Genomic DNA, 14,040 nt, shown 5'->3' with positions numbered 1-14,040 from the left:
CCTGCGGCGGCCTTCGCCCTCGTCGCCCATCCGCGCTTCCCCTTCGCCCCTGTTGACCGGCTTACAGCATAAGGCTACCTTGCCTTACAGCATAAGGTTGACATTCCGGCGAAGGGGGACCGCGCCATGAGCACGGATCGCGTCAAGAGGGTCTGCGTCATCGGGGCTTCGGGGAAGCTCGGGCAGTACATGGTCCGGCTGGCACTGGAGCGCGGGTACGAGGTGGTCGGCGTGTGCCGGGAGCGGAGCGTGCCGAAGCTGGCGGCGTTCAAGGACCGGATCACCGTCGTCCCCGGACCCACGGACGACCCGGAGGTCGTCCGGCGGGCGGTGGACGGCTGCGACGGGGTGCTGACGGTCCTGGTGCCCTGGGGTGTGCGGCAGTACGCGTCGGGCACGGCGCAGGCGGTGCTCGACCACGCACGGCCGGGCGCCCGGCTGGTCTTCTCCTGCGGCTGGCACATCACCCGCGACGGCAAGGACACGTACTCGCGGATGTTCACCCTGGGCGTCCGGATCGCCGCCGTGGTGGGCAAGCTCGTCCGCGCCGTCGAGATCGACGACCAGGTGGAGGCGTGCCGGAGGGTGTTCGACAGCGGCACCCGCTGGACCGTCGTACGCGGCAGCACCCTGGAGGAGGGCGACAGCCAGGGGCTGCCCGCATGGAGCGCGCACGTGGGCGACCCGGTACTGGCCAGCGACCGGACCCGCCGCGTGGACTTCGCCCTGTTCATGGTGGAGGCACTGACCGACGACACCCTCGTACGGGAGGCACCGGCGATCGTCGGCCGCCTCACCCCCAGCGCCCTCGCCCACGCGGACGGGACCCGCGACCACGCGTAGGGGACGCCCGGGTCGCGGCCGCCCCCTTGGAACGCCCTCGGGTCAGACTTCCAGCGCCGCGAGTTCCGCGTTGGCGCGCTCGGTGACCAGGGCGAGCACCCGACCGGCCGCGGCCAGGTCCCCGGCCGGGATCCCGCCCCAGATGCGGGCCGCCGCGGGGGCGAGTTCCGCGCGGGCCGCGGCGAGCAGTTCGCGCCCCGTGTCCGTGGGGCGAAGGCGCGCGCCTTCCTGGACGAGCAGTCGCTTGACCAGCAGTTCGCCGAGCGTCGCGCGCAGGACGGCCGGATCGGCCTTGAGGGAGCCCTGGACCTCGGTGACGAGATCGTCCGGCGTTCGCGGGGCGTCGGCGGTCGCCGCGGCGTGCAGGACGATCTGCTCCTGGAACGTGAGGCCGTGCCGGGCCAGGACGTGCTCCAGGACCCCGCGGGCGGCGTAGTGGGCCAGACCGAGCACACGGGCGTCGGCGGCGGGCGCGGTCACAGCGGACGCGGACGTGGACGGGACGGTGGTCATGGCGTTCTCCCCTGGGTGGTCCCGTCGTTCGGCGGGAGCGGAGCGAGCGGTACGTCGAGCAGGGCGGTCAGTTCGTCGGTGAACGCGCGGGCCCGGGGGCCGTCGAGACCGCCGAGCGGCTCCATCGACCGGTCGACCAGCTCCCTGACCACCACGACGGCCCGCCGCGCGACGGCCTCGCCCTCCTCGGTGAGGGCGAGTTGTACGGCCCGGGGGTCGCGGGGATCACGGGTCCGCTCGATCAGTCCGGCCGACTCCAGGGCACGCGCCAGCTTCGACACGTACAGCGCCTCCATACCGGTGTGGTCGGCCAGTTGGCGCTGACTGGGCCGCTCACCGTCGTACCGCATGCCGTACAGCGACGAGATCAACGGGTACTGCGCGTGGGTCAGACCCAGCGGGGCCAGCGCGCGATCGACCGCGGCACGCCACTTGTTGGCGAGCCGCCACACCAGAAAGCCGGGAGTCGGACCCGGCGCATCCTCACTCATACCGAATAACGTACATGGCTACTATGTACATGGCTACCATTTTGCGGGACGCCGGACGGAGCGGCTTGCCGCGGACGGCGGGACGACCCACTGCGGGCTACGGACAGCGGGCCGACGCATCCACCGCGATCGACCGGGCGGCGCACCCGAACAGCCATGCCGCACAACAGAGTTGACCGGCAATCTCACCCGGAAGGCCGGACGGCGACGCTCCACCGTCCCGGACGTGGACGACGCGCTACCGTTCCGGACATGAAGGTCCGCCACAAGGCCCGCGCCGTACTTTTCGACGGCGATCAACTGGTGTTCCTGCGCCGGGGGTGGCCGGGAGGCTCCGCGTACTGCACGACGGTCGGGGGCGGCGTCGAGCCGGGTGACGCCGATCCCGAAGCGGCCCTGCGCCGCGAGGCGATGGAAGAGCTGGGCGCCACGATCGGTCCCGTCGAGGAGCTCATGACCCTGACCGATCCGGGCGGGGCGACCACGGTCGTGGAGCACTACTTCCTCGCCGACATCACGGACATGGACCTGAGCCTCCGCCACGGTCCCGAACTCGCCGACCCCGACACCGGCGACCACGAGCCGGTCCGGGTCCCCCTGGACGTGCGCGCCGTGAGTGGACTGAACCTCCAGCCGCCCGCACTCCGCGACCACGTGATCGAGCACATCGGGACGTGGGCCGTCCGGTCGGCCGGGAACCGGCGACTGGGTCCACTATAGGAAACCCCAGGTCAAGGGGCGTTGTCAGTGGGGGCCGTTACCTTCTGGGACATGGCCTCACTTCCCAACGCGCTGCCGAGACTCCAGGACGACCCGACCGGGCGGGCGTTCGGGCTGGAGCTGCCGCCCGGCGCCCTGGTCGACACCGTGCACGAAGGGTCGTGGCACGAGCCGCTGCTGTGGCTGTCCGCCGAGCCCGTCGGGTTCGGGGACTGGGGCCGGGCGTCGGCCGCGCGGCGTGCCGTCGGGCTGCTGCCCGTGCTGATCGCGGACCCCGACGGCAAGGGCGCGGACCCGGCCGAGTGGGGTCTGATGCCCGACCGGATGAGCTACCCGGGCGACCACGACGCGGACGACGTGCTCGCGGAGTACTGGGCGGGCCTGGCCGAGGACGGGCCCGGCGAGAGCGGGACCGGTGGCCACGAGGAGCCGCCGTGGCGGGGCCTCGCGGCGGGCAGCGACGAGTTCCCCGAGGACCCCGACAGCGCCGCCAGGGAATTCGCGGACATGATCAGCGACGGTGACGGCTGGCTCGGACAGCCCCGCCTCGCCCTCGTCCCCGCGCGCCGCAGCGCGGACATCCCCGCCGTGATCGGCTGGTCGGGCCCGCTGAACCATGACAACGACGTGGCACGGCTCTGCGCGGTCATGCGCTCGTGGGAGGACCGGTTCGGCACCCGTATCGTGGCGCTGACGTACGACCAGCTGGTGATATCGGTGGCCGCGCCGCCCCGGACCCAGGAGGCCGCGGAGGCGCTCGCCGCTGAGCACTTCGCCTTCTGCCCGGACAATCTCCATCAGTCCGACACCCCGGGCATCGCGCAGTACGCCCGCGAGCGGCTGCTCGACCAGTACGTGTGGAGCTTCTGGTGGGACTGAGACCCCGCGCCCGAGGACCGCACGGCCCCGGCCCGACCGCCACTACTACCGCCACCACCCGGACCACGGGCCACGGACCACGGGCCACCAGCCGTGACAGCCGACCCCGCCCGGCCTCCGGGCCCCGCCACGCCCGTCGGACCCCACCACGATCACCACGACCGCCACGCCCGCCCACCCGCCGGTCCGGGGCAGACGCGCCCGCCCGACCCGTTCAGCCCGCCGTCCCGGCGTACGCCGTCGACCAGCGCATCCCGTCCGCCAGCGGCTCCAGATACGCGGGGTCGGAGACCTTCACCGTGATCCCGGCGCAGGGAAGTTCCTCGAAGGGGCGGGTCTCCAGCAGTCGCCAGGTCCGCCAGTAGTCGAGGTCCGCGGGCTCGCTCCAGGTGGCCATCTCCTCCAGGCCGGGCTCCCACTCCTCGGGTTCCACGGCCGCGACATCGCTCCATACCGGCACGTTCACCAGCGGCCCGATGTCGTAGCCCGTGACGACCGACGCGGCCAGGCGGCCGAACGCGTCGGCGTCGGTCAGGGTGCGGACGTACGCGGACACCTCGTCGCGGTCCGCGCCTCCCAGGTCGTACACCTCGGCGGCCCGGCGGCGGGGTTCGAGGACCGTCGTCCCGTCGTCCGCCAGCAGGAAGCCGTCGTCGGTGACCCGCAGCAGCCGCCCGTGCAGGCACTCGTGCAGGACGCGGAACTCCCCGTCGAGCCGTGCGTCCCCCGTGTCCGGAGCGCCCCCACCGGCCGGTCCGCCACGGCCCCGCCGGGACCACGCGTCGACCAGCAGCGCGACGGGGAACGTCACATCGCGGGGCACCCGCACGGCGTCGGCGCCTATGAGATGGACACGGCCGTGGAAGGCCGCCCCCTCGACGCTGTCGACGGACACGGTGAAGAGATCGGTCATCAGAAGAGCCCATTTCGCCCAGGACACGGGTGATCACCACCGACCACCACAGGCCCAGACAGTAACCGTCCGGACGGACCGTCAAATCACGGGTGTGCGCTCACAGTTCGGCGCATCCCGTCCCAGGGGCCCGCATCCCCCGCCCCCACCCGTCACACGAACGGCAGCTCGTCCCGTCCCAGCATCTCCTCGGCGTCGTCGTGAAGTCCGTTCAGGGCCACCGGGATCGACTTCTGGTCGCCCGGGTCCGCCGGGTCGAACCACACCGCCGCCGGGTCCCCCACCCGGGGCAGCGCCGCCTTGTCGAAGCAGCCGCGGCGGGTCACCCACCGCCGTACGCCTTGGTGGTCGGTGAACCGGACGTCGAACTCCAGCCGGGGCCGGCCGTCGATCTCCACTCCCGTCGCGGACACCGCGGTGACCTCGCCGGGGACCCGGCGGCCGGTACGGAGGAGGTCCCGGGTCCGCGCGTCCCGGCGCCGTCGGACCCGGTCCCTGACCACGGCCGCCACCACACCCCGTACCGCCATCAGCAGCAACAGCCCGGGGACCCACCACTGCGAGGTCCACGCGGCCCACGGCCCGATCCCCCACTCGGCGCCCGCCCGGCCCGCCGCGTCCACGAAGGTGCCCGTCCGGGGCGGCCGGGTCCACAGGTCGCGGGCGCCGAGCAGCAGCCCCAGCCCCGCCCCGGTGCACGCGAGGGCGCGGAGCAGCGCGGGGCCGACGTACGGGCCCAGCCGGGTGGTGCAGCGCGCACCGACCGCCAGCCCCAGGAACAGGGCGGCGGTCGTGCCCGTGAACAGCGCCCACAGGTACCCGGGGGTGTCGTTCACCGGGAACAGGTCCTCGGTGAGGTAGCCGGACGCCAGCGGGAAGGCGGCGGCGTCGGCGGCCCCGTACGCCGCGAGCCCCCAGAGCCCGCCGTACGCGAGAAGGAGGCACCAGAAGAACACCCCGAGCGGCGCGCCCCGCCGGTTCCGTTCGGCGGCCCGCCGCTTCCGCGCGCGCCGCGCCTCACCCGGATCGACCGTACTCACCAGCTCAACCCCCGCACAGCAGACGTACGCCCAGGGGAACGAGCCCCCGGCGCCGGGACGTGTCACACGGCCGGGACGGTCCCGGGCGCGGGCTCGACACCGCCCCGGGGATCGGGACCGAACCGGTTCCCACCGGCCTGCCCCTCCGCCCCGAGCAGCGCCAGCACCGCGCACCAGCCGGCGACCGGCACCAGCCACAGCAGGGCGAACCACCCGCCGCGCCCGGTGTCGTGCAGCCGCCGGACCACCGCCGCGAGGACGGGCGGCAGGGTCGCCAGCGTGTACGCGGCCGTCAGCCAGGGCGCCCGCGCGCCGAACAGCGTCACGTCCAGGGCGTAGAGACAGAGGGTGGCAAGGGCGTGCACCACGGCGAAGTACCAGAGCTCACGGCAGCGGGCCCGGCCGCCGAACACGGCGTACCGTCCGAGCACGGTCGCGTACCACCGGAACATGCCAACCCCCTGCCCCCTATGACCGGTACGACCCGATCATTGAGTCAGGTCGGGGGCGGGAAGGTAAGCGGGCTTGATGAACACTGATCAAACCGTTACCCGGAGTCGCCTCCGTCCCCTCCCGCCCCCGCTCCGGCCGGATTCCTCAGGTCGCGGACAGCGCCTCCGTCGGCGACAGCCTGGACGCGCGGATCGCCGGGTACAGACCCGCGAGACCGCCGATGACCAGCGTCGCCGCGACCCCGCCGGCCACCGCCCACAGCGGGACGACCGTCGGCCAGCCCTGGTACACCGCGTACCCGCCGGTGACCCCCGTACCGAGGACCGCGCCGCCCAGCCCGCCGAGCGCGGACAACAGCAGCGACTCGGCGAGGAACTGCGTCCGGATCTGCCCCCGGGTCGCGCCCAGCGAACGCCGCAGACCGATCTCGGCCCGCCGTTCCAGTACGGAGATCACCATGGTGTTGGCGACCCCGACCCCGCCGACGAGCAGCGCCACCGCGCCGAGCCCGAGCAGCAGCCCGGTGAACGCCTCCCCGGCCGCCTGCTGCGCGGCCAGCGCGTCGGACGGACGGGACACATTGACCTCGTCGGGCTGCTGGGGGTTGGCGGTCGCGCCCAGCACGGACTGCACCTGCGGGACCGCCGACTCGGCGGAGCGCGTGTAGATGGTGGTCGCGTGCCCGTCGAACCCGAGGTACGTGGCGGCCGACCGCCAGCCGATCAGCGCGGCGGCGTCGAGTTCGGGCGCGAGCGCGGCTTCCTCCAGGATGCCGACGACGGTGAACCACCGCTGTCCGACGAGGACCCGGGTGTCGGGGTCGACCTTCCCGATGCCGAGCCGGGCCGCCGCGTCCGAACCGAGGACGACCGCCGGATAGCGGGCGGTCGCCGCGTTCAGCCAGCTCCCGGCGCGCAGTTCGGCGCCGACCGTCGTCCGCAGGTCGTCGCGTACCGCGTACGCCGAGAGGCCGCCCGTCTCCGCGGCCGGGATCTTGTCGTTGCGGTAGACCTTGGTGTCCGGGACCTTGCCGATGGCAGAGACCGCGTCGACGGGACCGATCCGCGACACCATGTCCTCCGCCGTGAGCGGCAGCGTCGCCTGGCCGCCCATCATGGTGCTGCCGGGGGTGACGGTCAGCAGATTGGTGCCGAGCGCGTCGAGGGTGCGGTCGAGGTCGGCGCGCGACGAGGACGAGATCCCGACCACGGCGACCATCGCCGCGATCCCGATCGCGATACCCAGCGCGGACAGGAACGCCCGCAGCGGACGCGTCCGCAGTCCCACCGCGCCGACCTTCACCACATCGCGCGGTGACAGCCGGGCGGGCCGCAGCCTCGGCCGGTCCCCGGCCGGGGACCCGTGACGCGACCTGCCCCGCGAGGCCCCGCGCGACCCGGGCCGCCCGAGGACGGAGGTACCACCGGACCCGCTGGACGTGCCGGACGTGCCCGACGCACTGGACGCACTGGACGTGGTCATCGTGTCCCCTCCCCCGCGCCGGACACGGACTCCCCGGACGAGTACGCCCCGGACAACGCGTCCCCGGACGAGTACGCCCCGGACGAGAACTCCGTCTCGCCGGACAACGCGGTCGCACCGCCCGTGCGGGTGTCGTCCGCGACCACCCGTCCGTCCCGCATCCGCACCTGCCGGGGCAGCGACTCCGCGATCTCCCGTTCGTGCGTGATGACGACGACGGTCGTCCCGGACGCGTTCAGCTCCCGCAGCAGGGCCATCACCCCGGCCCCCGAGTGCGAGTCCAGCGCACCCGTCGGCTCGTCCGCGAGCAGCAGCGCGGGTTCCCCCGCGACGGCCCGCGCGATGGCGACCCGCTGCCGTTCCCCGCCGGACAGTTCGTGCGGCTCATGGTCCAGCCGGTGGCCGAGGCCGACCCGTTCCAGCACGGCCGCCGCGCGCCGCCGCCGTTCCCCGCTCCGCAGCCCGGTGTACAGCAGTCCGTCGGCGACATTGTCGAGGGCGGTCGTACCGGCCGCGAGGTGGAAGTGCTGGAACACGAACCCGATCCGGGTGGCCCGCAGCGCCGACAGTTCGGCGTCGGACAGTTCCCCGACCGGGTACCCGTCGAGACGGACCCGGCCGGCGGTGGGCCGGTCGAGGGTGCCGAGCACATTGAGCATGGTGGACTTGCCGGAGCCCGACGGGCCGACGATGGCGACGAGTTCACCGGCGGCGATGTGCAGCGACACCCCGTCCAGGGCGGTCACCCCGCCCGCGTACGTCCGGGTCACCCCGTCCAGGGAGATCACTCCGGTACCCCCACCTTCGTGCCCTCGGTGATCCCGTCGCCGGTGATCTCGACCCGGCCGTCCGCGAACAGTCCGGGCTCCACCGGTGCGTAGCGCGTCGCGGTCCCCTCGACCACCTCCACGCCGAAGCCGCCCTCGGACAGCGCGAGCAGCGCCGACACGGGCACGGTCAGCACGTCCTCACGGGTGCCGGCGGTGAACTCCACGTCCACCGCGGCCAGCGCGTACGAGTCGGCGGCCTTGCGGCCCTTGGCGTCGGTGAGTCCGATGACGACCTCGACGGTCGTCTCGGCCTCGTCGTCCTCCCCGTTGCCGCCGGGTGTGATGACGGTGGTGACGTCCTCGACGACCCCCTTGGCGACGGTGTCGTCGGGCAGGACGACCTCGACCTTGGTGCCCTCCTTCGCCATGTCCTGGTCGGCGGGTTCGAGTTCCACGGTCACCGCCTTGCCGGTGCCGGTGTACGCGAGGACCTTCCCGCCGGGCGCGAGTGCCGCGCCCTGTTCCGCCTCGACGCTGTCCACCCGGACCTCGCCGGGCACGAAGACGACCCGTCCGAGGTCGACCGTGCCGGTCTCCTTGACGCCCAGGTCCTCCTGCCACTCCTTCACCGCGTCGGCGGTCAGGTCCGTGAACTCCTCGTCCACGGTGAAGCCGCTGTACCCGAGGGCGGCGAGATTGCGCTCCAACTGGCGTACGTCATCGCCCTCCAGGCCGGATTTCAGCGCCCGGTACGCGGGCGTCGGCCCGTACATCAGCGTGACGGGCACGTCGTCCACCTCGTACAGCGCCTTGCCGCGTCCGACGGTGTCCCCCGCCTCCGCGACCCCGGTGAGGGTGCCGCCGATCCGGGAGATGGCGGTCCGTGAGGTGCCGAACCCGAGGGAACCGTCCGTGCTCTTGGCGTCCTTGAGGTCACGGCGGTCCACCTCGGCGGTCTTCGGGGGCAGCGCGGGGGTGCTGGCGGTGTCGTCCTGCGCTCTGCCGAGCCCCAGCGCCGCGGCGGCGGCAGCCCCGCCCGCGATCAGTACGACCAGCGCGAGGGCCAGCCTCCCCCGGCGGGACCTGCGGGCCCGCTTGGCGCCCCGGGGCCCGGCCGGACCCCCGCCCGCGCCGAGCACGGCTCCGAGCCCCCCGTCGGCCGTGGCGGGAGCGACACCGGCCCCACCGGTACCGGTACGGGTATCAGTACCCGTACCCGTACCGGCCCCCGGACCCCCGTCCGTGTCCGTGTCCGCGGCCATCAGCGCTTCCCCCCGCCCAGCAGTCCGCCGCCGCCCTTGCCCATCTTGGGCTTGCACTTCTTGTCGGCGGCCGGGACGTCCGGGTCCTCCGCGACCTTGGCGTCCAGCCGCATCCCGCCGCCCTGCGGGTCCGGGAACTCCTCGACACCGTTCTCCCGCATGCACTTGGCGTACTCGCGCATGTTGTCCATCGCCTTGGGATCGGCGCCCTTGTCCAGCCCCTGCGGCGCGAACTTGCGGCACGCCGCCATCGCGTCGTCGACCTTCTTCTTGCTCATCTTCTTGCCGCGCCCCTGGATCTGGACGCCGCCGCCCTCCTCCGGGTCGGCCACGTCCATCCCCTGATCACGCATGCACTGGGCCATCTTCAGCGCGCGCTTCTCGGGGCTCAGGCTCTCCTTGGCGGCGGCCGTCTTCCCCTTGCCGTCGCCGGCGGCGGAGGCCACCTTGTCGTCGGTGCCGCCTGCCCCGCACCCGGTGAGCAGCAGCGCCACCAGTACCGGCACCGCCGCCAGCGTGCCCCGTGTCCGTGATCGCATCGTGGTTCGTCTCCTTCGGTCCGCGTCGCCGCGGCTCTCCGCGCCGTCCGCCCGGCCGGTCGAGAACCGGCCCGATGGCTCCGAGAGAACGCCACCCGCTGTTTCCCGGGCGTTTCCCCGTCCGGCGGCCCGACCGGACGGCAAGGCCGAGGCCGCCAACTCCCCCCGGAGGCACAGCGATCACTAACGGGGAGGAAACACGGCCCCGGGGACCATGGACCTCTCAGCACCGCGCACCCGGCCGCCGACCACGCCCGGGACACGGCGCACGGCGAGGGACCAGCGGCAGGGACGGGGCTCATGCGGGTACTGATCGTGGAGGACGAACCGCTGCTCGCGGACGCCATCGCGGAATGGCTCCGCGAGGAGACCCACGCGGTGGACATCGCGCACGACGGCGCGGCGGCCCTGGAACGCCTGACGGTCCACGCCTACGACGTCGTGGTCCTCGACCGGGACATCCCGGCCGTCCACGGCGACGACGTGTGCCGGGAACTCGTCGGCGCGGACACCGCGCCACGGGTGCTGATGCTGACCGCGGCGGCCGGGATCGCCGACCGGGTGGCCGGGCTGTCCCTCGGCGCGGACGACTATCTGACGAAGCCGTTCGCGTTCGCGGAACTCGCGGCCCGCGTCCACTCGCTCGGCCGCCGCTCCCGCCCCGCCGCGCCCCCGGTGCTGCGCCGCGCGGGCCTCACCCTGGACCCGGGGCGCCGCGAGGTCTACCGCGACGGCCGGTACGTCCCGCTGGCCCGCAAGGAGTTCGCCGTACTGGCCGAACTGCTGCGCGCCGACGGGGCACCGGTCTCCGCCGAGGTGCTGCTGGAGAAGGTGTGGGACGAGAACGCCGACCCGTTCTCCGGGGTGGTCCGGCTGACGATCCTCAAACTCCGCCGCAAGCTGGCCGCCCCGCCCCTGGTGGAGACGGTGACCGGAGTGGGGTACCGCATCCCGTGAACCGCCACCCCGACGAGGCCCCGAAGCCCGGCGACCGGCCCACGAAAGCCCCCGACCACACACCGAGGTCCCGCGGCCACCGCGGCCCGGGACCCCGAACCGCGCTCCGCCGCCGGCGCCGCCCCACGGCCCCGCGCCGCCTCAGCCTGCGCGGCCGGCTCACCCTGCTGTACGGGGTCCTGTTCCTGATCGCGGGGCTGCTGCTGCTCGGGCTCACCCAGGTCCTGTTCGACCAGCAGACCGAGGGCTCCGGGCCGAAGATACTGACCGGCGGAGCCGCGTCCGAGCGGTCCGCCGCCTCCTCCGCCGTACCGCTGCCCACCCCGCCGCCCCTGGACCGCAACACCCGGGTCTATCTGCGCGGCGGCACCGTCCTGAAGGGCGAGGAGGCCGGGGAATGGCTCACGAAGGAGCAGGACCGGCTGAGGTCCGCGGCGACGACCGCCCTGCTGACCCAGAGCGGTATCGCCCTGCTCGTCGTGGGCGGGGTGGCGGCCGGGTTCGGCTGGCTGATCGCGGGCCGCGTCCTCGCCCCGCTGCACCGGGTCACCGAAACGGCCCGGCGGATCGCCAACGCGCCCGCCGCCGACCGCGGACTGCACGAACGCATCGCGCTGAGCGGCCCGCACGACGAGGTGAAGGACCTGGCCGACACCTTCGACACCATGATCGAGCGGCTGGACCGCTCCTTCGACGGACAGCGCCGCTTCGTCGCCAACGCCTCCCACGAACTGCGCACCCCGCTGACCCTGGGCCGCGCCCTGGTCGAGGTGGCGATGCACCGGCGCACCGCCTCGGAGGACGTCCGGCGGCTCGGGGAGAACCTGCTGGAGATCAACGACCGTCATGAACGGCTCATCGGCGGACTGCTGATGCTGGCGTCCTCGGAGAACGCCCTCACCGAGCGCGCCCCGGTCGACCTCGCCGACGTGGTCGAGCACGTCGTGGCGCAGACCGGCGCGGAGGCACGGGCGGCGGGCGTCGGCATCCGGTCCACCGCCGACGAGGCCCTGACGACGGGGGACGCGCTGCTGCTGGAGCGGCTGGTGCACAACCTGGTGGAGAACGCGGTACGCCACAACACCGGGCCCGGGGGCCGGATCGAGATCGTCAGCGGTCCCGTACCGGAGGAGGACGGAACGGCGGGGACCCGGGTGGGTGTGACGGTCGCCAACACCGGCCCGGTCATCCCCGCGTACGAGATCCCCTCGCTGTTCGAGCCGTTCCGCCGCCGGGGCACGGACCGGCTCGTCACCGCGAAGGGCGCCGGGCTCGGACTGTCCATCGTCCGCTCGATCGCCCGCGCCCACGACGGCGAGGTCACGGCCCACCCCCGGGAGGAGGGGGGCCTCAGCATCTCGGTGACCCTTCCGGCGGCGGACCCCCTGGGAACCCTCACTGACCTTTCGGTGCGTATCTGAGGAATTGGTCGGTACTTGTCGGCGGCGGCCGGGCGAACAAGGATGAACACATTCCCGGAACACCCCACCGCCCCGAAAAGGAATTCCCATGCCCGCACCCGAAACCACCGCGACGACTTCCCCCGACCCCGCTCCCGCGCATGTTTCGGTGATCGGTCTGGGAATGATGGGATCGGCCCTGGCGGCGGCGCTCCTCAAGGCCGGACACCAGGTGACGGTATGGAACCGGAACCCTGCGAAGACCGGAATCCTCACCGCCCAGGGAGCTGTTCCCGCACAATCCCCGGCCGCCGCGATCGAGGCGGGTGAACTCACGATCCTGTGCCTCACCACCTACGACGACGTCACCGGACTGCTCACCCCGATCGCCGCCTCACTGAAGGGCCGCGTCCTCGCGAACCTCACGAACGGCACCCCCGCCCAGGCCCGCGAACTGGCCGCCTGGACGGCGGAGCAGGGCGCCGCTTACCTCGACGGCGGCATCATGGCCGTCCCCCAGATGATCGCCACCCCCGCCGGTTACATCCTCTACAGCGGCGACGAGCGCGCGTACGAGGCACACCGCCCGACCCTGGCCGCGCTCGGCGGCACCCGCTGGACCGGCACCGACCCCGGCTACGCGGCCCTGTACGACCTGGCCCTGCTCACAGGCATGTACGGCATGGTCATGGGCGTCACCCAGGCGTACGCGATGATCCGCTCGGAGAACATCCCGGCCACGGATTTCGCGCCCCTGCTGGCGGACTGGGTGACCGCGATGACCCAGGGCAACGTCCCGGGCATCGCGGCGGCCCTGGACTCCGGCGACCATCTCACCGATGTCTCCAGCCTCGCCGTCAACCAGGCCGCGATCGGCGGCTTCCTGGACGCCTTCGCCGCCCAGGGCGTCAGCCCCGCCTTCTTCGAGCCGCTGCGCGATCTCCTCGACCGCTCGGTGGCGGAAGGCCACTCCGCCGACGGCTTTTCCCGCCTGGTGGAACTCCTGGGAAAGTAAACAGAACCCGAGCGGCAAGACGCGAATACGCCACCGGCCCTATCCGCGCACCGCATGCCTCTTGAATTCATCCTGAGGCGTCATTGCGTCAACCGCCCCTCACCTATGGCAATCGATAATCACGGAGGGTCCAATGGTCGTACCGCAAGGCATTCCACGACCCGAAAGGCTGAACCCTCCATGCGCAAAGCAGTCGGTGCCCTCCTCGCCACGACCGCCCTCGCCCTCACCACCGGTATGACGTTCGGCGCGGGCAGCGCCGCCGCCCAGTCCGCCGACACCACGGCCGCCGTACAGGCGATCCATGCGACGACCGCGTCCACCGGCAACGGCGTACGCGTCACCTACTACGCGGGCACCGAGCGCCTCGGCTACGGCGAATGGCACCAGAACGCGCAGGGCCTGATCCAGGACGACACCCTGGAGGTCGTCGACTTCGGCGACACCACGTACGAGTTCGTGGCCCAGCTCAGCGACGGACGCAGGGCGTCGACCGTCGGCCAGACCGACAACGTCGACCGGGTCACCCGCAACCTCCCCGAGGGCTCCACCCACACCATGCGGGTCTGCCTCGTCCAGAACACCGGCACCAACCACTGCGCGAGCACCCCCGTAACCGCCTGACACCAACACGTCCCCGCGCCCAAAAGGGCGCGGGGAACCGCACCGGACGAACAACAGCCAGGAGCGCCCCAAAGGGGCGCGGGGAACTGCGCACCCACCGAGCGACGGCACAGGGAACAAGTACGCCCACCCGGACAGA

Annotated in this window: 16 protein-coding genes; 7 read left to right on the top strand and 9 right to left on the bottom strand. The window is 72.9% G+C overall.

All coding sequences use genetic code 11. The features are described 5' to 3' along the window. Positions 1–126: 126 nt before the first annotated feature. Positions 127–843, top strand: coding sequence for an NAD(P)-dependent oxidoreductase (locus OG711_RS22685; RefSeq protein WP_329560207.1), 717 nt, complete (start codon positions 127–129; stop codon positions 841–843). A 42-nt stretch (positions 844–885) separates the two neighbouring features. On the opposite strand, the gene OG711_RS22680 is transcribed toward OG711_RS22685, so the two are convergent. Further along, a complete protein-coding gene (locus OG711_RS22680; RefSeq protein WP_329560206.1) occupies positions 886–1,356 on the bottom strand; it encodes a MarR family transcriptional regulator in 471 nt (156 codons plus the stop codon). Further along, the gene (locus OG711_RS22675) at positions 1,353–1,847 is read right to left on the bottom strand and encodes a MarR family winged helix-turn-helix transcriptional regulator (protein WP_329560205.1); all 495 of its coding nucleotides are present in this window, start codon (positions 1,845–1,847) and stop codon (positions 1,353–1,355) included. The genes OG711_RS22680 and OG711_RS22675 overlap by 4 nt, the downstream gene beginning before the upstream one ends. 252 nt (positions 1,848–2,099) lie before the next feature. Here OG711_RS22675 and OG711_RS22670 point away from each other — a divergent pair, with 252 nt between their 5' ends. Both OG711_RS22670 and OG711_RS22665 read left to right on the top strand, forming a co-directional pair. Beyond that, positions 2,100–2,567, top strand: a complete 468-nt coding sequence (locus OG711_RS22670) for an NUDIX domain-containing protein (RefSeq protein ID WP_329560204.1) — start codon at positions 2,100–2,102, stop codon at positions 2,565–2,567. Positions 2,568–2,618: 51 nt separating this feature from the next. Next, entirely contained in the window at positions 2,619–3,446 is an 828-nt protein-coding gene (locus tag OG711_RS22665; RefSeq protein ID WP_329560203.1) for a DUF4253 domain-containing protein, read from the top strand. Between the two features lie 214 nt (positions 3,447–3,660). Here OG711_RS22665 and OG711_RS22660 read toward each other — a convergent pair whose 3' ends face one another. The 7 genes from OG711_RS22660 to OG711_RS22630 all read right to left on the bottom strand — a co-directional run bounded on the left by OG711_RS22660 (position 3,661) and on the right by OG711_RS22630 (position 9,905). Then, on the bottom strand, positions 3,661–4,359 hold the full coding sequence (locus tag OG711_RS22660; protein ID WP_329560202.1) for a hypothetical protein: 699 nt from the start codon (positions 4,357–4,359) through the stop codon (positions 3,661–3,663). Between the two features lie 152 nt (positions 4,360–4,511). Beyond that, positions 4,512–5,399 (bottom strand): DUF3592 domain-containing protein, encoded by an 888-nt coding sequence (locus OG711_RS22655; protein ID WP_329560201.1) that lies wholly within the window; start codon positions 5,397–5,399, stop codon positions 4,512–4,514. Between the two features lie 62 nt (positions 5,400–5,461). Next, positions 5,462–5,851 carry a DUF805 domain-containing protein gene (locus tag OG711_RS22650; RefSeq protein ID WP_329560200.1) on the bottom strand — a complete coding sequence of 130 codons (390 nt, stop codon included), beginning with the start codon at positions 5,849–5,851 and terminating at the stop codon, positions 5,462–5,464. 145 nt (positions 5,852–5,996) lie between these two features. Further along, complete coding sequence (locus tag OG711_RS22645; RefSeq protein WP_329560199.1) at positions 5,997–7,334, bottom strand: ABC transporter permease; 1,338 nt, start codon at positions 7,332–7,334, stop codon at positions 5,997–5,999. After that, a complete protein-coding gene (locus OG711_RS22640) occupies positions 7,331–8,122 on the bottom strand; it encodes an ABC transporter ATP-binding protein (RefSeq protein WP_329560198.1) in 792 nt (263 codons plus the stop codon). The genes OG711_RS22645 and OG711_RS22640 overlap by 4 nt, the downstream gene beginning before the upstream one ends. Continuing rightward, entirely contained in the window at positions 8,119–9,366 is a 1,248-nt protein-coding gene (locus OG711_RS22635; protein ID WP_329560197.1) for a peptidoglycan-binding domain-containing protein, read from the bottom strand. The genes OG711_RS22640 and OG711_RS22635 overlap by 4 nt, the downstream gene beginning before the upstream one ends. Next, positions 9,366–9,905: a hypothetical protein gene (locus OG711_RS22630; RefSeq protein WP_073793047.1), complete on the bottom strand. Its 540-nt coding sequence runs from the start codon at positions 9,903–9,905 to the stop codon at positions 9,366–9,368. The genes OG711_RS22635 and OG711_RS22630 overlap by 1 nt, the downstream gene beginning before the upstream one ends. A gap of 300 nt (positions 9,906–10,205) precedes the next feature. Here OG711_RS22630 and OG711_RS22625 point away from each other — a divergent pair, with 300 nt between their 5' ends. The 4 genes from OG711_RS22625 to OG711_RS22610 all read left to right on the top strand — a co-directional run bounded on the left by OG711_RS22625 (position 10,206) and on the right by OG711_RS22610 (position 13,901). Beyond that, complete coding sequence (locus OG711_RS22625) at positions 10,206–10,862, top strand: response regulator transcription factor (RefSeq protein WP_073793048.1); 657 nt, start codon at positions 10,206–10,208, stop codon at positions 10,860–10,862. Beyond that, on the top strand, positions 10,859–12,283 hold the full coding sequence (locus tag OG711_RS22620) for a sensor histidine kinase (protein WP_329560196.1): 1,425 nt from the start codon (positions 10,859–10,861) through the stop codon (positions 12,281–12,283). The genes OG711_RS22625 and OG711_RS22620 overlap by 4 nt, the downstream gene beginning before the upstream one ends. Positions 12,284–12,371: 88 nt before the next feature. After that, positions 12,372–13,277 (top strand): NAD(P)-dependent oxidoreductase, encoded by a 906-nt coding sequence (locus OG711_RS22615; protein ID WP_329560195.1) that lies wholly within the window; start codon positions 12,372–12,374, stop codon positions 13,275–13,277. A 180-nt stretch (positions 13,278–13,457) separates the two neighbouring features. Continuing rightward, a complete protein-coding gene (locus tag OG711_RS22610; protein ID WP_266516845.1) occupies positions 13,458–13,901 on the top strand; it encodes a hypothetical protein in 444 nt (147 codons plus the stop codon). Positions 13,902–14,040: the final 139 nt, after the last annotated feature.

Source organism: Streptomyces uncialis (assembly GCF_036250755.1).
Taxonomy (GTDB): Bacteria; Actinomycetota; Actinomycetes; order Streptomycetales; family Streptomycetaceae; genus Streptomyces; species Streptomyces uncialis.
Note: the sequence above shows the minus strand (reverse complement) of the source record. Positions and strands in the feature narration are given on the sequence as shown.